Annotated in this window: 16 protein-coding genes; 9 read left to right on the top strand and 7 right to left on the bottom strand. The window is 70.1% G+C overall.

Annotation, left to right across the window (positions count from 1 at the left end; genetic code table 11):
- The first annotated feature begins 107 nt into the window (after positions 1–107).
- Complete coding sequence (gene glmS, locus AC5P09_RS02980) at positions 108–1,955, top strand: glutamine--fructose-6-phosphate transaminase (isomerizing) (RefSeq protein WP_493872279.1); 1,848 nt, start codon at positions 108–110, stop codon at positions 1,953–1,955.
- Here glmS and AC5P09_RS02975 read toward each other — a convergent pair.
- Together AC5P09_RS02975 and AC5P09_RS02970 are read right to left on the bottom strand one after the other, a co-directional pair.
- Positions 1,916–2,137, bottom strand: a complete 222-nt coding sequence (locus AC5P09_RS02975) for a DUF397 domain-containing protein (protein ID WP_493872278.1) — start codon at positions 2,135–2,137, stop codon at positions 1,916–1,918. The two genes, glmS and AC5P09_RS02975, sit on opposite strands and share 40 nt — an antisense overlap.
- Before the next feature lie 7 nt (positions 2,138–2,144).
- Positions 2,145–2,996 carry a helix-turn-helix domain-containing protein gene (locus AC5P09_RS02970; RefSeq protein ID WP_493872277.1) on the bottom strand — a complete coding sequence of 284 codons (852 nt, stop codon included), beginning with the start codon at positions 2,994–2,996 and terminating at the stop codon, positions 2,145–2,147.
- A gap of 226 nt (positions 2,997–3,222) precedes the next feature.
- Between AC5P09_RS02970 and AC5P09_RS02965 the strand changes: the two genes are divergently transcribed.
- Positions 3,223–3,636, top strand: a complete 414-nt coding sequence (locus AC5P09_RS02965; RefSeq protein ID WP_493872276.1) for an ATP-binding protein — start codon at positions 3,223–3,225, stop codon at positions 3,634–3,636.
- 10 nt (positions 3,637–3,646) lie between these two features.
- On the opposite strand, the gene AC5P09_RS02960 is transcribed toward AC5P09_RS02965, so the two are convergent.
- From AC5P09_RS02960 to AC5P09_RS02950, 3 genes are read right to left on the bottom strand one after another with little or no spacing between them, the layout of a single operon-like run.
- Positions 3,647–4,510, bottom strand: coding sequence for an immunity 49 family protein (locus tag AC5P09_RS02960; protein ID WP_493872275.1), 864 nt, complete (start codon positions 4,508–4,510; stop codon positions 3,647–3,649).
- 27 nt (positions 4,511–4,537) lie between these two features.
- Positions 4,538–5,398, bottom strand: a complete 861-nt coding sequence (locus AC5P09_RS02955; protein WP_493872274.1) for an immunity 49 family protein — start codon at positions 5,396–5,398, stop codon at positions 4,538–4,540.
- 13 nt (positions 5,399–5,411) lie between these two features.
- A complete protein-coding gene (locus AC5P09_RS02950) occupies positions 5,412–8,240 on the bottom strand; it encodes a hypothetical protein (RefSeq protein ID WP_493872273.1) in 2,829 nt (942 codons plus the stop codon).
- Positions 8,241–8,475: 235 nt separating this feature from the next.
- Here AC5P09_RS02950 and AC5P09_RS02945 point away from each other — a divergent pair, with 235 nt between their 5' ends.
- Positions 8,476–8,847 (top strand): holo-ACP synthase, encoded by a 372-nt coding sequence (locus tag AC5P09_RS02945; RefSeq protein WP_266434963.1) that lies wholly within the window; start codon positions 8,476–8,478, stop codon positions 8,845–8,847.
- Positions 8,848–8,878: 31 nt separating this feature from the next.
- On the opposite strand, the gene AC5P09_RS02940 is transcribed toward AC5P09_RS02945, so the two are convergent.
- The gene (locus AC5P09_RS02940) at positions 8,879–10,039 is read right to left on the bottom strand and encodes a hypothetical protein (RefSeq protein ID WP_493872272.1); all 1,161 of its coding nucleotides are present in this window, start codon (positions 10,037–10,039) and stop codon (positions 8,879–8,881) included.
- Positions 10,040–10,183: 144 nt separating this feature from the next.
- Here AC5P09_RS02940 and AC5P09_RS02935 point away from each other — a divergent pair, with 144 nt between their 5' ends.
- The 6 genes from AC5P09_RS02935 to AC5P09_RS02910 all read left to right on the top strand — a co-directional run bounded on the left by AC5P09_RS02935 (position 10,184) and on the right by AC5P09_RS02910 (position 16,224).
- Positions 10,184–11,656 carry an NAD(P)H-hydrate dehydratase gene (locus AC5P09_RS02935; RefSeq protein ID WP_493872271.1) on the top strand — a complete coding sequence of 491 codons (1,473 nt, stop codon included), beginning with the start codon at positions 10,184–10,186 and terminating at the stop codon, positions 11,654–11,656.
- A gap of 274 nt (positions 11,657–11,930) precedes the next feature.
- Positions 11,931–12,827 (top strand): L,D-transpeptidase family protein, encoded by an 897-nt coding sequence (locus tag AC5P09_RS02930; protein WP_493872270.1) that lies wholly within the window; start codon positions 11,931–11,933, stop codon positions 12,825–12,827.
- A gap of 45 nt (positions 12,828–12,872) precedes the next feature.
- Positions 12,873–14,033: an alanine racemase gene (gene alr / locus AC5P09_RS02925; protein ID WP_493872269.1), complete on the top strand. Its 1,161-nt coding sequence runs from the start codon at positions 12,873–12,875 to the stop codon at positions 14,031–14,033.
- A gap of 127 nt (positions 14,034–14,160) precedes the next feature.
- Positions 14,161–15,408: an alpha/beta fold hydrolase gene (locus AC5P09_RS02920; RefSeq protein ID WP_493872268.1), complete on the top strand. Its 1,248-nt coding sequence runs from the start codon at positions 14,161–14,163 to the stop codon at positions 15,406–15,408.
- Positions 15,374–15,919, top strand: coding sequence for a tRNA (adenosine(37)-N6)-threonylcarbamoyltransferase complex ATPase subunit type 1 TsaE (gene tsaE / locus AC5P09_RS02915; RefSeq protein ID WP_493872267.1), 546 nt, complete (start codon positions 15,374–15,376; stop codon positions 15,917–15,919). The genes AC5P09_RS02920 and tsaE overlap by 35 nt, the downstream gene beginning before the upstream one ends.
- A gap of 134 nt (positions 15,920–16,053) precedes the next feature.
- Positions 16,054–16,224 carry a hypothetical protein gene (locus AC5P09_RS02910; protein ID WP_493872266.1) on the top strand — a complete coding sequence of 57 codons (171 nt, stop codon included), beginning with the start codon at positions 16,054–16,056 and terminating at the stop codon, positions 16,222–16,224.
- Positions 16,225–16,256: 32 nt separating this feature from the next.
- Here the strand turns inward: AC5P09_RS02910 and AC5P09_RS02905 are convergent, their stop codons facing one another.
- Positions 16,257–16,811, bottom strand: coding sequence for a hypothetical protein (locus AC5P09_RS02905; protein WP_493872265.1), 555 nt, complete (start codon positions 16,809–16,811; stop codon positions 16,257–16,259).
- Between the last annotated feature and the right edge of the window lie 26 nt (positions 16,812–16,837).

Here is a 16,837-nt window from a genome sequence, read left to right as displayed (position 1 = left end):
CTCGGAGGGTCTCGGAGGCTCTCGGAGGGTCCGTAAGCCGCTGAGAATTTCCGATTTCGGGCAGGAAGTGCTGAGTTCCGGCGGCTGTCGGCCCTTAGGCTGCGGCCATGTGCGGAATCGTGGGATACGTGGGGTCGCAGTCGGCGCTTGATGTCGTGATGGCCGGACTGAAGCGACTGGAGTACCGGGGGTACGACTCGGCAGGCGTCGCCGTGCTCGCGGACGGTGGGCTGGAGGCGGCCAAGAAGGCCGGGAAGCTGCTCAACCTTGAGAAGGAACTGGTCGACCGGCCGCTGCCGACCGGTGTCACGGGCATCGGGCACACACGATGGGCCACCCACGGAGGACCGACGGACGCGAACGCCCATCCGCACCTCGACAACGCGGGGCGGGTCGCGGTCGTCCACAACGGGATCATCGAGAACTTCGCCGCCCTGCGGGCCGAGTTGGAGGAGCGGGGGCATTCGCTGGGCTCCGAGACCGACACCGAGGTCGTCGCCCATCTGCTCGCCGAGGAGTTCTCCGTGACCTCCGATCTGGCGGAGTCGATGCGGCTGGTGTGCCGGCGGCTGGAGGGCGCGTTCACGCTGGTCGCGGTGCATGCGGACGAGCCGGATGTGGTGGTGGGGGCGCGTCGGAACTCACCGCTCGTGGTGGGCGTCGGAGACGGCGAGGCCTTTCTCGCCTCGGACGTCGCCGCGTTCATCGCCCACACGCGGTCGGCGATCGAGCTGGGCCAGGACCAGGTGGTGGAGCTGCGGCGGGACGGCGTGACGGTGACGGGCTTCGACGGTCGCCCGGCGGACGTGCGCTCGTATCACGTCGACTGGGACGCCTCGGCCGCCGAGAAGGGCGGCTACGACTACTTCATGCTCAAGGAGATCGCCGAGCAGCCGAAGGCGGTCGCCGACACGCTGCTGGGTCGCATCGACGCGTCCGGCTCGCTGACGCTGGACGAGGTCCGTATCTCCGCCGGTGAGCTGCGGGAGGTGGACAAGGTCGTCATCGTCGCGTGCGGCACGGCCTTCCACGCCGGGATGATCGCCAAGTACGCCATCGAGCACTGGACGCGGATTCCGTGCGAGGTCGAGCTGGCGAGCGAGTTCCGGTACCGGGATCCGATTCTGGATGCCCGGTCGTTGGTCATCGCCATCTCTCAGTCCGGCGAGACCATGGACACCTTGATGGCCCTACGGCACGCCCGCGAGCAGGGCTCCAAGGTGCTGGCCATCTGCAACACCAACGGGTCGACGATCCCCCGCGAGTCGGACGCGGTGCTCTACACGCATGCGGGGCCGGAGGTCGCCGTTGCTTCCACCAAGGCGTTTCTGACGCAGCTGGTGGCGTGTTATCTCGTCGCCCTGTATCTGGGGCAGGTGCGCGGCACCAAGTGGGGTGACGAGATCAGTGCCGTGATTCGCGACCTGTCGCACATCTCCGGTGAGGTCGACCGAGTGCTGGAGACCATGGAGCCGGTGCGGGCGCTGGCGCGGTCCTTGGCGGGGAAGGGGACGGTGCTGTTCCTTGGGCGGCACGTGGGGTATCCCGTGGCGCTCGAAGGTGCGTTGAAGCTCAAGGAACTCGCCTATATGCACGCCGAGGGCTTCGCCGCGGGTGAGTTGAAGCATGGGCCGATCGCCTTGATCGAGGACGACATGCCGGTGGTGGTCGTTGTGCCGTCGCCTCGGGGGCGGTCCGTACTCCACGACAAGATCGTGTCCAACATCCAGGAGATCCGGGCGCGGGGTGCGCGGACGATCGTCATCGCGGAGGAGGGGGACGAGGCGGTCGTGCCGTACGCCGATCACCTGATCCGGATTCCGGCTACGCCGACGCTGCTTCAGCCGCTGGTGGCGACCGTGCCCTTGCAGGTGTTCGCCTGTGAGCTGGCCACGGCTCGGGGCAACGACGTGGATCAGCCTCGGAACCTGGCGAAGTCGGTGACGGTGGAGTAGGGCAGCTTGAGTGCCTCGATGAAGGTGGTGAAGGCTCCGGCCGGGATGGTGAGGGGTGTCCTGGCCGGGGCCTTTGAATCGCGGATGGCTATGTGGGTGGGGCGCTTTGCTATCTCCACGCAGGCGTTGCCGTCGCCGCCGCCGGAGTAGGACGACTTCTGCCAGTGCTCGGGGGTGGTCATGGGTGCCTCACAGATCCTTCGCCAGCCTGTGGATGAAGTCACGCGATCGTGTGGGTTCGAGGGATACCTCCTCCACTCTACGGAAGTGTGTTCGGAATACGCCGAGCTTGGCTTCGGAGTCGATGAAGACCGTGCCATGCGGGGCGTCGCGGACCACGGTGTCCAGCTTTGGGACCGCGCCGCCCACGTACACCATGGCGCTGCCCAGATCCGCGAAGTCCTCCAGGTCGAAGGGGATGACCCGCACGGCGACGTGATCCGCTTCGGAGAGCTCCAGGATGCGGGCGAGCTGGAGCCGTGAGGTGGCACGACCGCCGACCTTGATACGCAGAGCCGCCTCATGGATCACGGCCTTGTACGGGACCGGCGGCGCGACCTCGAAGACGACGCGCCGCTGCATGCGATGCCGGACGCGCAAGTCGAGTTCGTCCGCCGGGAGTTCGGGGACGCGGCGGGAGAAGAGCGCCCGAGCGTAGTCCTCGGTCTGCAGCAGCCCCGGGATGTGGAGGAAGTCCACGTCCCATCGATAGGCGGCGTGGTACTCCAGCTCGGACAGATCCAGGAAAGAGGTGGGGAGCAGGCCGCGGTACTCCTCCCACCAGCCGCGTGTCCGATCGGTTGCCATCGCCACCAACGCCTCGACCAACTCGGCGTCCGTGCAGGCGTAGTGAGCGGCAATTCGGCGGACCCGCTCGCCGCTCACGCCGGCCGTGCCGAATTCGATCTGACTCACCTGGGCGGAATCCGTCCCGAGTGCGGTCGCCGCGTCCCGTCCCTTGAGCCCGGCGGCCTCGCGCAGTTTGCGCAGTTCGGCGCCTAGGCGCTCCTGCCGAGCGGTGGGCTGTCGTCTGCGTGGCACGGCTTCCTCCTTGCTTCCAACTGCCGTGAGGCAGCGACACGTTCGGGGGAGAGGTTATGGCAACGGCTTGCGCCGTACCAAATTGTGGCCCTACCGTCGGTGATGCGACGCACACGCTGCGAAACCCCGGGGTACCGGAAGCGCACCGCCCCGTCCTGCCATGACGGCCGCGGCACTGCCACCGCCCGGCGTCCTCAACTCCCCATCACCCGAACGGAGTTCACCCATGCCCGAAAACGAAGCCGAACCGTGGGAGTACTGCCTCTACATCCCGAACGACCTGCGCGCTGTCACCGTCAGCCGCCGTACCCTCCGCCTGATCCTCACCATGCACGGACTGATCGGCCTCGTGGACGTCGCCGAACTCCTCGCCGCCGAGTTGGTCTCCAATGCCGTACGGCATACCAAAGGCCCCGCCGCCCTCAGGGTGTGCTGGTCGGCGGGCGTCCTGCGGATCGGGGCGTGGGACGCCGACCCGGAGCCGCCCGAACCTCCGAGGTCACTGGACCAGGGTGCCGAGTCGGAGGAGGGGCGGGGGCTGGCGTTGGTGCGGGCGTGTGCCGACCTGTGGGGGTGGCATCCGCTGCCCAGGCACGGCAACCGCGGCAAGTTCGTGTGGTGCGAGCTTGCCGCGGCGTGAGCGCTTACGGTCAGTACTCGATCTCGCCGATCCAGGCGTAGTCCAGGAGCGCCTTCGGCAGGTACTCGGACTCGACCTCCACAGACAGGCCCTGGTCCCGGGCCAGACAGGCCATGGCCAGCGGACCGAGGGCTACCAGGCTGTCGGCGCTGGTCGCCCGGTCCTCGTCGGCGGTCCAGTACTCCTTGTGCCGGCGCAGCGCGTCACCCAGTGCCTTGTCGAACTCCGCGGAGTCCCGGCGGATGACGCGGTACAGGAGGATGAGCGGCGGGTACAGGACCTTCGCCATCAGATCCACGTCCGCGTACCGCAGGGCCTCCGGGGCGGTGCCGTCGACTGCCGCGACGAGCTTTTCGCCCACGTCCTGCCGGCCGAGCCAGAAGCTCTGCAGCGTCTCCACCCCGGAGTAGATGTACTCGTCGAACACGGCGCCGGAGTCACGCAGCAACGAGACGGGCACCTCGGCCAGGGCGCGCAGGCGGTCGCTGTCGCGGCAGATCATCGCCAGGTAGAAGGCGGTGACCCAGGTGCCCGCGTTCAGATGCGACTCGGGACCGGTGGCGGGCAGCGTGCGCTCCCGCTCCTTGATCCGGCAGGTGACGGTGGTGCCCTCGGGCGTGGTCGCCGCGGCGAACAGCGCGGACCCGGTCTGCATGGCGGTGACCCAGGCCTCCCAGGTCTCGAACTTCACCGCCTGCGGGTCGATCGCACAGTGCTGCTGCGCCAGGCTGAGCGCCGTGCTCAGCGCCTGGGGCCGCAGGACCGGCGAGTCGGCGAACTCGTCGACGATCCATCTCGCCGTCTCGCCGAGGGCGTCGAGAGTGTCCGGCACGTCGTCCGTCGGATACACGTGGCGGGGAACGGTCGTGGCCACGGACGCCTTCCTCCGGTTACGAACGGCTCAGGTGTCGAGCTCGCCGATCCAGGCTCCTTCGACCAGTGCTTGGGGGAGGTAGTCCGACCGAACCTCGGCCGGGAAGTCGGCGTCGTGCCCCAGGCACGCCATGGCCAGCGGGGCGAGTGCCAGGAGTCCCTCGCTGCTGGAAGCGCGGTCCTCGTCCGCGGTCCAGTACTCCTTGTGCCAGCGCACGGCATCGGCGAGTGTCGAGTTGAACTGCTCGCTGTCCTGGCGCAGGTAGCGGTAGAAGAGTTCGAGCGGAGGATAGAGGATCTTCAGCATGAGCTCGGGACTGGCGATCACAGCCGTCTCCGGCTTGGTCCCGTCGACCGCGGCAACCAGCTTTTCGCTCACATTGCCACGGTTGAGCCAGTAGCTCTGCAGGGCGTCGATCCAGTCGTAGATGTACTCGTCGTACTCCGCCCCCGACTCTCTGAGGAGGGAGATCGGAACAGCGCACAGTTGCGTCATCCGATCCTGCTCTCGGCAGATGACGGCGAGCCAGAAAGCCTTGAGCCAGTTTCCGGCATTCGCGCTGTACTGCGGACCTGAGGCGGGGATGGACCTCAATTTTCCGGCAATGCGCGCTTCGATGCGGCCGTCGGACGCAGTGGCTGAGGCGAACAGTGCGGAACCGACCTGCATCGCCGCCACCCACGCTCGCCAAGTCGGAGAGTACTCGGCCAACGGGTCGCGGAGGCATCGCGCTTCTGCTTCGGTGAGTGTCATGAGGAAAGCCTGATCGAAATTCCTCGCATCCGCCTCGAGTTCATCGATGGCCTCGACGGCTCCCTCGTGAAGAAGTTCGCACCATCCTTCGGCGTCATCGGCAGGAAAGTCGTGACGAGTTACGATCAGGGTCACCGTGCAGCTCCCTTTAGCTTATGTCGAAGTGTTTCATGGTGTAGCCGATATGGTGACCTGGATTCTCAGTCGCCTTGACGTATATGTAATCCAGTTTACCAGCAGCCAGCTGCTTCAGAAGCGTCTTCGCCAGCGCGGCCTCGTTGGGGCGCTTCAACATATCGCTGAGGGTTGCCACGACGTATTCACGCGTCCCTTGCTTGACGCGTACGCCACTCCCACCGCCATCCATTCCCTGCACTCGTCCCACGCCGTCACGGTCCTTGAGTTCACCGTTGGGCGCCTTGGATTCGACCAGCAGATGTCGGTCGCCGTTCTCGTATATTTGGTCGAATCGTCGATTTCCGGTACCCGGTGGCGTGACGTCGCGAGCCTCTGGGAAATTATCGGGTATCGCGTGGTATTTGACTACGTCCTCGCCATAGGTCTCGCTGGCGCGAGTGTTGTACTTGTCGGAACCGGATGCCTCCTGTGCCTCTTTAAGGGCGGTGGCATTCTCGGGCGACGGATCCTCCTTGAAGGCGCGCTCGGCGGTGTTCAGATCCATGGAGGCCCGCCTGTGGGCCGCCGAATCATCGAGATGGTCGATGTGGTCAGGGGGGACGGTGTCTCGAGTACCTTCAACAGGTTTGATCGGCTGGTACTTCTCGGGCGCCGCAGGGGGGCGGCCTTCCGGGTTGTACCATTCCCCCGAGTCATTCTGCTTCAGTCGGGTCAGCGGGTGACCGTTCTCGTCCTTTCCATAGATGCTCTTACGCGTACCGTCAGAGTCATAGTGCCGCTGCCGCCATTCCGGATCGGCGTTGGCCTTTTCCACTTGCTGCCGGCTGATCTCCTGCCGCTCGTCGGGGGTGAGCGGACGGTCCTGACCGGTTCCGTCACGGTCCGGGCTGGACCCCGTGTCGTCCGTGCCACGGGCTGTGTCATCCGCGCCCCCGGCCGCGTCGTCCGCACCGCGGGCCACGTCGTCGAGGCCGGCGGGGTGGACGCCACCCGTCGACGGGGGCTCGTGGGTGCCACCGCCGGTGCCCGGGCCGTCGTTGTGGGTGCCGCCGGTGCCCGGGCCGTCGTTGCGAGCGCCGCCGGTGCCTGGACCGTCGTTGCGAGCGCCGCCCGTGGAGGGGGTGTCATCGTTGCCCTGCCGGAGCGGGTCGTTCAGGTCGTTCCTGGGCATGTGGTCGCCCACCTGCCCACTGGGCGTGTGGCCTGCCGTGCCACCCGGGGTGGTGTCGGGGCGGCCCGCGGGCAGGTCGTCGCCGACGCGGCCGATGTCACCCAGGTTGGTGTCGAGGCTGTCGCCCAGGCGGACGTGCTGACCCGCCTGCTCGGCGGCGTTGGCGCCCGCGCCCACCAGCGCGGGCTCCCTGACCGGCGAGTCGACGCGCGGCAGTTCCGCACCGTCGGGGGGGCCGCCTGAGGCCGGTCGGTCGACGGTGTCCGTCGGGCCGGACGCTTTGGCATCCATCAGGACGTTGCCCTGTTCGTCCAGGATGTTGCCGTGGCGGTCGGAGAACAGCATCGGCTCGCCCTCGGGCGTGTTCAGCCGCTCCGCGCCGGCCGGCAGTACCGGGGCGTCGTCGGGCAGCTTGATGTTCCCGCCCGGCAGCTCCATCGCGCCCGCCGGGATCGCCGCCCCCTCCGGCAACCGCACCGTGCCGTCCGGGAGTTTGAGCGCGCCTTCCGGCAGCGTGATCGCGTTCTCCGGGAGGGCGGGGATGTCGATGTTGCCGACGCCCTTGAGCGCCGCGCTGATGTCGCCGATCTTCGACAGGCCCGCACCCGCGCCCTTGGCGATGTAGGTCATCGGGTCGATGACCTTCCCCGCCTTGCCCGCCGCCGACAGCACCTTCGCCACCGCACCGGCCTTGCCCGCACCCGCCACGCCGGCACCGGCGCCGCCCGTGAAGACGGTCGTCAGGACGTTGAAGGTGACCGCTCCGGCCGCACGGCCGGGGTTCCTGCCCCACTCGTCCCACGCCACCAGCGCCTTGCCCGTCTCCTTCATCGCCGTACGCGAATCACGGATCCAGGACGGCAACTTGTCGTCCGACAGCGTCCAGAACAGCGCGCCCGCACCCGGGATCGAGGAGATCACCAGACCGGTCGCCAGCTGCGCGAGGCCCTTCCACGCCTGGCCCATCGCGTCCCAGCCGCCGAAGCCCACCAGCGTGCCCAGACCCTTGATCGTGCCCCAGATGCCGTCCACGATCAGGCCGTCCCAGACGAACGACTTCACCCAGTGGCCGACCTCGTACCAGTGATGCTTCTCGTCGACCGGATCGCCCCACGGCACCTGGGCGTTCTTCATGTCCTCGGCGTTGAACCCGTACTGGTCCGTGCGCTCGGAGCCGTCCCCGGCGACCATCTGGGTGCCGCCCCACAACGCGGTGATCTTGTTGTGGGCGGTGCGTTCCGCCGCCCAGAACGCCGCCACCGTCGCGGTGATGTCGTCCCGGAGCTGGTTGTGCTCCTCGACCTTGTCGCCGTCGTACTCCCACTCGTCGTCGTCCTTGACGGAGTCGACGAACGTCGTCGCCTGGGTCTTCAGTCGCTCCAGCTTGTCGACGAGGGGCCGGATCTCGGTGGCGTAGGACGACAGGGCGGAGGACACCGTCTCGAGGTCGTCGGCGAACGCGTCCGCCCGGTCCTGGACCGGCTTCGTCGTCGCGAAGAGCTGCTCCGCCTCCGGGGCTGTGTAGTACGCCGACAGGCCCTGGAACTGGGAGTGGACGTCCCCGCCGGTCTTGCGGACGTTGCCCGCGTCCTTCTTCAGGTCCGCGTAGTCCGTCTCCAACTGCGGCAGATTGCCAGTGAACTGCGGTATCTCCCCCGGTTTGAGCACGCCGGCCCTCGCCCCCCGTTAATCCCAGACGTCGTCAACTCGAGCATCTGTATCAATGGACGTATCGCGTCCGCAATGCGGTTCCAGCGTAGGAGCTGAACCGCTGTTCCGGGAGGGGTGTTGCTGTTGCGAGAGGTGAGGGGGCTCCGACGTGTGTCAACGTTTGCGTCGGTGACGGCCGGCCGTCGGCAGTGACACGCGTGTCGGCCGAGGCGCCGGTCGTAGGGTGCTCCGCATGAGCATCATCGGGGTCGGGATCGACGTGGCCGAGATCGACCGCTTCGCGGCGGCGCTGGAGCGTACGCCCCACATGGCCCAGCGTCTGTTCCTGCAGAGCGAGTTGCTGCTGCCGAGCGGTGAGCGACGGGGTGTCGCCTCGCTCGCGGCGCGGTTCGCGGCGAAGGAGGCGCTCGCCAAGGCGCTGGGCGCCCCGGCGGGGCTGCACTGGACCGACGCCGAGGTCTACGTCGAGGACAGCGGGCAGCCGCGGCTGCGGGTGACGGGGACGGTGGCGGCGCGGGCGGCGGAACTCGGCGTGCGGTCCTGGCATGTGTCGCTGAGCCATGACGCGGGGGTGGCCTCGGCGGTCGTCGTCGCGGAAGGGTGACGACCGCCGGGGCGTCCTGCCGTACGGGCCGTCAGCAGATCGACTGGCTGCTGTTCACCAGGGTGTTGTTGCGGAACGTGGTGTTCGTGCCGCAGGGGCTTTCCCTGATCGCGGAGTTGGTCACCGTCAGGTTCTGGATGAGGATGTCCGAGTTGTTGGGGAACTCGGAGCGGGCCGCGAGGCGGATCTCGCCGCCGCCGGTGACCGTGCCGCTCTGGGCGGCGAGGTTCACGTTGTAGCAGTTCTCGATCAGGACCGCGTTGTTGCCGGTGTTGGAGAGGGTCACCCTGTCGATGACCGCGCCGCCGCTCTCCGACACGCAGAAGACACCGCGTCCGCCGCCGCGTGCGATGACCTCGCCGACGCGGATGTTGGTGGGGTAGCCGCTGCCGACCCGGCCGTTGCGGTTGGCCATGCGGAAGGCCGCGTAACCGGTGCCCGCGCCCGCGTTGTCCGCGTCGACCTTCGTGACCGTCGCGTTGATGGTCTGGTTCAGCAGCAGGCCCGACTCGCCGACGTTCCGCGCGGTGACCGTACCGACGGTCAGGCCGTCCACGCCGTACGTCTCGACCGCGTGGCTGGAGGCGCCGGAGACGTACGCGTTGTCGATGCGGACGTTGCGGGTCCACTGGCTGGTGTCGCCGCGGTTGTCGATGCGTACGCCGAGGCCCGCGGAGAGGCGCATGTCGAGCTGGCCGAGGACCACGTTCTGGACGTTGCGCAGGAAGATGCCGTAGAGCGGGCTGCCGGTGAGGTTGAGGTGCTGGACCTCGATGTCGCGGGTGCCGCGGGAGTACACCGGGGCCTGGTCGCCGGAGCCGGTGCCGGTGACGTTGATGGTGCCGCAGACGTCGAGGGCGGTGTAGCTCGGGAGCGAGATGCGCGAGCCCGCGGACATGGAGCCCGAGCCGCGCACGACGACCCGCTCCTTGGCGGTGCGGCCGGCCGTGAGGCTGTTGACCGCCGCCTGGACCGCCGCGCGCAGGTCGGTGCCGGTGTAGACGGTCGAGCTGCCGCGGCGGGCGGTCCAGGTGCTGCCGTTGAGGACGGCCTCGGCCTGGTAGGAGCCTTCGCCGCAGGCGGCGGCCGCGGCTGGTGAGGGGGCGGCGGTGGCCGGTGCGGTGAGGGTGCCGACTGCGGTCATGAGTGCGGCTGCGCCGGCGGCGGCGATGAGTGCGGCTCTGCGTCCCATGGGGATGCGTCCTCTCGGGGAACTCTCGTCGAATCGATTCGACTGAATCGATTCATCCGGTGGGGGCCGGTGAGTTTGGCAAAGGGGTGGCAAAGGGTCAATGCCTGTGACGAGGTTGGTGCGGTACGGGGGAGACTCGACGGCATGCGTACTGCGTACAGCGTGGAGACGGTCAGGACAGCCGAACGGGAGCTGATGGCACGGCTCCCCGACGGGGCGTTGATGCAGCGGGCGGCCGCCGGACTCGCCGCCGCCTGCGCGGACTTGCTGGGGCGGATCTACGGCAGCCGGGTCGTGCTGCTGGTCGGCAGCGGCGACAACGGCGGCGACGCGCTGTACGCCGGGGCCCGGCTGGCGCGTCGCGGAGCCGGGGTCACGGCGGTGCTGCTGGCGCCCGAACGGACCCACGCCGGTGGGCTTGCCGCGCTGCGGCGGGCCGGTGGCAGCGTGGCGCCGAGCAGGCAGGCGGACGGCATCCCGGCCTTCCTGCGTGCCGCCGCCGACCTGATCGACCGGGCCGACCTCGTCCTCGACGGGATCGTCGGCATCGGCGCCAAGGGGCCGCTGCGGCCGGACGCGGCGCCCCTCGCCGCGCTGGCCTCGCAGGCCCGGGCCGCCGTCGTCGCCGTCGACCTGCCGAGCGGCGTCGACCCCGACACCGGCGAGGTCGACGGCGAGGCGATCCGGGCCGACCTCACGGTCACCTTCGGGACGCACAAGCCGGGACTGCTGGTCGATCCGGGGCGGGAATACGCCGGTTCGGTCCGGCTCGTCGACATCGGGCTGTCGCTGCCCGGGGAGGCCGCGTTGGAGGCCTTGCAGCACGCGGACGTGGCGCGGTTGCTGCCGGTGCCGGGGGTCGAGAGCGACAAGTACCGGCGAGGGGTCGTCGGGATCGCCGCCGGTTCCGCGCGGTATCCGGGGGCCGCGGTGCTCGCGGTGTCGGGGGCGCTGCGGGGCGGGGCCGGGGCCGTGCGGTACGTCGGGCCCGCGGCGGATGCCGTCATCGCGCGCTTTCCCGAGACGTTGGTGTCGGACCGGGGGCCTCGGAAGGCCGGGCGGGTGCAGGCGTGGGTCGTCGGGCCCGGGGCCGGGGACGATGCGTCGGCGGTGGCGGATGTGCTGGCGGCGGAGGTGCCCGTGCTGATCGACGCGGACGGGCTGCGGCTGGCGGACGTGGATGCGGTGCGGGGGCGTGGCGCGCCGACGCTGATGACTCCGCATGCCGGGGAGGCCGCGGCGCTGCTGGGGGTTGCTCGGGAGGAGGTCGAGAGGGCTCGGCTGGATTCCGTGCGGGAGTTGGCGGGGCGGTACGGGGCGACCGTGCTGCTGAAGGGGTCGACGACGTTGGTGGCCGGGTCGGGGAGTGGGGCGGCGGCAGCGGTGCGGGTGAATGCGACGGGGACGTCCTGGCTGGCCACGGCGGGTAGCGGCGATGTGCTGTCGGGGCTGACGGGGTCTTTGCTGGCGGCGGGGTTGTCGGCGGTCGATGCGGGGAGCGTGGGGGCGTATCTGCATGGGCTGGCGGGGAGGTTGGCGGCGGACGGTGCGCCGGTCGGGGCGCATGATGTGGCGGCGGCTGTGCCTCGGGCGTGGCGGGATGTCGTGCGGGGGTGAAGGGTGCTCGGCGGTGGGGGTGGGCGTCGGGGTGGTTTCGCCCCCTCCGCCCCTTCCCGTCCCGTCCCCGGGGGCTGCGCGCCCCCAGACCCCCGCTTTCGGCCCTGAGGGCCTCGTCCTCAAACGCCGGACGGCTGAGAGATGCGGGCGGGCTGGGAGGTGCGGGCGGTGGATGGGAGAGCCGTGCGGGCTGAGAACACACGCGCTCGGCAATAAGGGTGACCCCACCGCGCGGCAGCGCCCTCGCGTTGTGTCCCCGCGATTCTCTGATCGCATGATCAGCAGACGTATCGCGCCTCGATGTCTTGCCGTGGTCCTCGCCGCAGCCGCAGCCGCCGTCCTCCCCGTCGGTACCGCCTCCGCCGAGCCGGTGCCGCCCGCTTCCGGGGCCGAGGGCGAGCTGGTGCCCGGGGTGGCGCCGGGGCCTGGGTATCAGCCGTGGCAGATCGACACGCCTGATCAGGCGTTGCCGCCGCGGGTGTATGAGCCCAGCGCAGAGGAAGACGCGGTGGAGCCTCGGAGTGCGGTGGCCGGGACGTACGACCTCGTCGAGTTCGTGCCGCTCGCTGATGCTGTCGCTCGGGTTACGTGCACCAAGTCCACCGGGCCGTATCAACGGCAGGTCGAGCGGTGGCTGAAGCGGACGGTGGACGGGAAGCAGTCGGCGGGGGACTGCAAGGCGATCCGGGCGTTCCAGGTCAAGGAGAAGATCAAGCCCGCGATCGGGTTCGCCGGGCCCGTCACCTGGGCGCGGATGCAGCTCATCTCCGCGAGGAAGAACCCGAATGTCGCCGAGAAGTGTCCGGTGCGCTCGTACCGGGTCGCTTGTGTCGATCTCACGCGGCAGCTGACCTGGGTGCAGAAGGGGAAGAAGGTCGTGTACGGGCCGGTGCCGATGAGGAGCGGGCGGGCGGGGTACCGGACCCGGGCCGGGTGGCACACGATCTACTGGCGGCACAAGAACCATGTGTCGACGCTCTACAACCAGCCCATGCCGTACTCCCAGTTCTTCAGCGGCGGGCAGGCCTTCCACGCCGTCTACGGCAGCATCTTCACCACGGTCGGCTCCATGGGCTGCGTCAACCTGCGCCTCGGCGACGCCCGCAAGCTGTGGGGAGTGCTGAAGAAGGGCGACCGGGTGTACGTGTGGGGGCACAGGCCGGGGACGTAGGCGTCCGGCGGTCCTGTCGGACCCCTCTGAGACACTGGGGGCGCGATGAATGAGACAGCACCTGCCCCGACCGCACCGCTGCGTGCCCGCGCCGAGATCGATCTGGCCGCGCTGCGGGCCAACGTGCGGACCCTGCGTGCCCGCGCGGCGGGGGCGGCCGTCATGGCCGTGGTGAAGTCCGACGGGTACGGGCACGGGGCCGTGCCGTGCGCTCGCGCGGCCGCGCAGGCGGGGGCGACCTGGCTGGGTACGGCCACGCCCGAGGAGGCCCTCCAGCTGCGGGCCGCCGGGCTGACCGGGCGCATCATGTGCTGGCTCTGGACGCCCGGCGGGCCCTGGCAGGCGGCCGTCGAGGCCGACCTGGACGTGTCCGTCAGCGGGATGTGGGCCCTCAGGGAGGTCACCGAGGCGGCTCGCCGCGCTCGTACTCCCGCGCGCGTGCAGCTCAAGGCCGACACCGGGCTGGGGCGGAACGGCTGTCAGCCGGGTGCGGACTGGGCCGAGCTCGTCCGGGAGGCACTGAAGGCCGAGGGCGAGGGGCTGGTCCGGATCACCGGGCTCTGGTCGCACTTCGCCTGCGCCGACGAACCCGGGCATCCCTCCATCACCGCCCAGCTCACCCGGTTCCGGGAGATGCTGGCGTACGCGGAGGGGCAGGGGGTGCGGCCCGAGGTGCGGCACATCGCCAACTCGCCCGCCACGCTCACGCTTCCCGAGGCCCGCTTCGACCTCGTACGGACCGGGATCGCGATCTACGGCATCTCGCCGAGCGCCGAGATCGGCGGCCCGGCCGACTTCGGCCTGCGGCCCGTGATGACGCTGTCGGCGTCCGTCGCACTCGTCAAGCAGGTGCCGGGCGGCCACGGCGTCAGTTACGGGCATCACTACGTCACGCCGGGCGAGACCACCCTCGGACTCGTGCCCGTCGGCTACGCGGACGGCATCCCGCGGCACGCCTCCGGGACCGGCCCGGTCCTGGTCGGCGGCAAGTGGCGCACGGTCGCCGGGCGGGTCGCGATGGACCAGTTCGTCGTCGATCTGGGCGGCGACGAGCCGGAACCGGGCGCGGAAGCCGTGCTGTTCGGGCCCGGCGACCGCGGGGAGCCCACCGCCGAGGACTGGGCCCAGGCGGCGGGGACCATCGCGTATGAGATCGTCACCCGGATCGGAACGCGCGTTCCCCGCGTCTATGTGAACGAGGAATGAGGAACGAGCCGGGTAACCGCAAGAGCGCGGAAGCACAGCCGGCCCGGCATCATCCAGCACCATCCGGCAACTCCTGTGTCATCCGGCGCAGCGAACCACCAGTCAGTCCGGCGAAGAGGAGCGGTACGTGAGCGAGAGCAGTGCGGAGGTCGTCGCGGACGCCGCCGCGGCCGTCGCCTCCGCCACGGGGGCGTCCGCCGGGTGGCGCCGGGCGACCGGCATCGCGGGCGCCGCCATAGGAGTGGTCGCCGCGGGCGCGGCCGCCGGAGTCGCCATAGAGCGGCTCACCGTCGGCCGCGGCATGCGCAAGAAGGCGCGGCTCGCGCTCGACTCGACCGGGCCGTACGGCGCGTTGCGCGGCATGCCCGGCAAGGCGTACGCCGACGACGGCACCGAGCTGTACTACGAGGTCGACGACCCGGAGCCGGAAGGCGGCTCGGCACCCCGGCGCAGACGGCTCTTCGGCCGCAAGGCGCCCCTGCCCGTCACCGTCGTCTTCAGCCACGGCTACTGCCTCAGCCAGGACTCCTGGCACTTCCAGCGCGCCGCCCTGCGGGGCGTCGTACGGACCGTGCACTGGGACCAGCGCAGCCACGGCCGGTCCGCGCGGGGCGTGGCCCAGGTGCAGGACGACGTGCCGGTCAGCATCGAGCAGCTCGGCCGCGACCTGAAGGCCGTCATCGACGCCGCCGTGCCGGAGGGGCCGATCGTGCTGGTCGGGCACTCGATGGGCGGCATGACCGTCATGGCCCTCGCCGACCAGTACCCCGAGCTGATCCGCGAGCGGGTGGTGGCGGCCGCCCTGGTCGGCACGTCGTCCGGGCGGCTCGGCGAGGTGAACTTCGGGCTGCCCGTCGCCGGCGTGAACGCCGTACGGCGGGTGCTGCCCGGCGTACTGAGGGCGCTGGGGCAGCAGGCCGCCCTGGTGGAGAAGGGCCGCCGGGCCACCGCCGACCTGTTCGCCGGGGTCATCAAGCGGTACTCCTTCGCCTCCCGGGACGTCGACCCGGCCGTCGTCCGGTTCGCCGAACGGATGATCGAGGGCACGCCGATCGACGTGGTCGCCGAGTACTACCCGGCGTTCAACGACCACGACAAGACCGAGGCCCTCGCCCTCTTCACGGACATGCCGGTGCTCGTGCTGGCCGGAGTGGGGGATCTCGTCACGCCCAGCGAGCACAGCGAGGCGATCGCCGACCTGCTGCCGGACGCCGAGCTGGTGCTCGTGCCGGACGCCGGGCACCTGGTCATGCTGGAACACCCGGAAGTGGTCACCGACCGCCTCGCCGACCTGCTCACCCGGGCGGGTGCCGTACCCGCAGGCGCTACCGTGAATGGTTATGGAAGCACCAGCAGCGCCGCACGACCCGGCTGACACCGAGCTGACCGTCACCTCCCCCGACCAGATGCGCGAGTTGGGGCGCCGCCTCGCCAAACTGCTGCGCGCCGGCGACCTCGTGATGCTCACCGGGGAGCTGGGCGCGGGCAAGACGACGCTGAGCCGGGGGCTCGGCGAGGGGCTCGGCGTCCGCGGGGCCGTGACGTCCCCGACCTTCGTGATCGCCCGTGTGCATCCGTCCCTCGGGGACGGGCCGCCGCTCGTGCACGTCGACGCGTACCGCCTGGGCGGCGGGCTCGACGAGATGGAGGACCTCGACCTCGATGTCTCGCTGCCCGAGTCCGTGATCGTCGTGGAGTGGGGCGAGGGAAAGGTCGAGGAGCTGACCGACGACCGGCTGGAGGTCGTCATCCACCGGACCGTCGGCACTGTGTCTTCCCGGGGGGCGACCCCCGGATCCCCCGAGACGGACGAGGTGCGGCACGTGACGCTGACCGGGCTGGGGGAGCGGTGGGCGGCGGTGGATCTGAGCGTGCTGTCGGCGTGACCGCACGGTTGATGAATGTTCCGACAAGACGTCGGCAAGATGTTGCGTTGCGCGTCTTCGGCGTGGTCACATGGTACCCAGTCCGTAGTTAGGTCTACCTAACTACGCCCGCCCCCGAACTTCAGGAGGCGTCCATGTCGGCCACCGAGAACAAGCCGGAGCCGCGGCCCTCCGCGGTCGTCGCCGGGGTGTCCATGCGCGATCTGCTGGCGTCCTGTGCGGCCGCGAGTGCTGTGTCCACGCCGCCGCGCCTGCCCGATCCCGAAGCGCTGCGGCCGCGGTCGGAGCACCGTAAGGCCGCCTAGCGGATCACGCGTCGGGCCGGCCGTAGGGCCGCCTAGCGGATCACGACGACCCTCACGCCGATCGTCGCGAACTTCCACATCGCGTCGCCGTCCGCCCGGGACTCCCGGACGCCGCCCGCCTTGACCGTCGGTGCGGGCGCCGGCGTGGAGCCGTCCACCGCCGCGCTGAAGCCGACCGGCACGCCGTTCACGGTGGTGAAGCGCACGACGTGCTCGACGGGGATGCCGTCGGTGCCGGTGATCCGGTTGGAGCGGGACGTGACGGCGTAGGTGCCCGGGGCCGGGTCGACGGTGCCGGGGGTGACCTTGAAGGTGCGGCTGACCTTGTCGCCCCGGCCGACCAGCCACACCCGGTCGCCGTCCACCGAGTACACGACCCGTTCACCCGTACCGGAGCGCTCGGGCAGCGCGGCGGGGTCCCGCAGGTCCCGGGGTGCCTTCGAGGCGGCCGCCGCGAGCGCGCCGTCGGCGTCGGGGCTGCCGAGGTCCGCGGGGGCGCCCGCCGAGGCCTGGTAGGCGAGGAAGCCGACCGTCGCCAGCGCCGTCACGGTGAGCCCGGCCACGATTCCCGAGCTGCTGCCTGCCACCGTCGTCCACCTCAGTCTTGTGTAGT

The organism is Streptomyces sp. a15, assembly GCF_059026085.1.
This window is presented reverse-complemented; position numbering and strand designations above follow the sequence as displayed.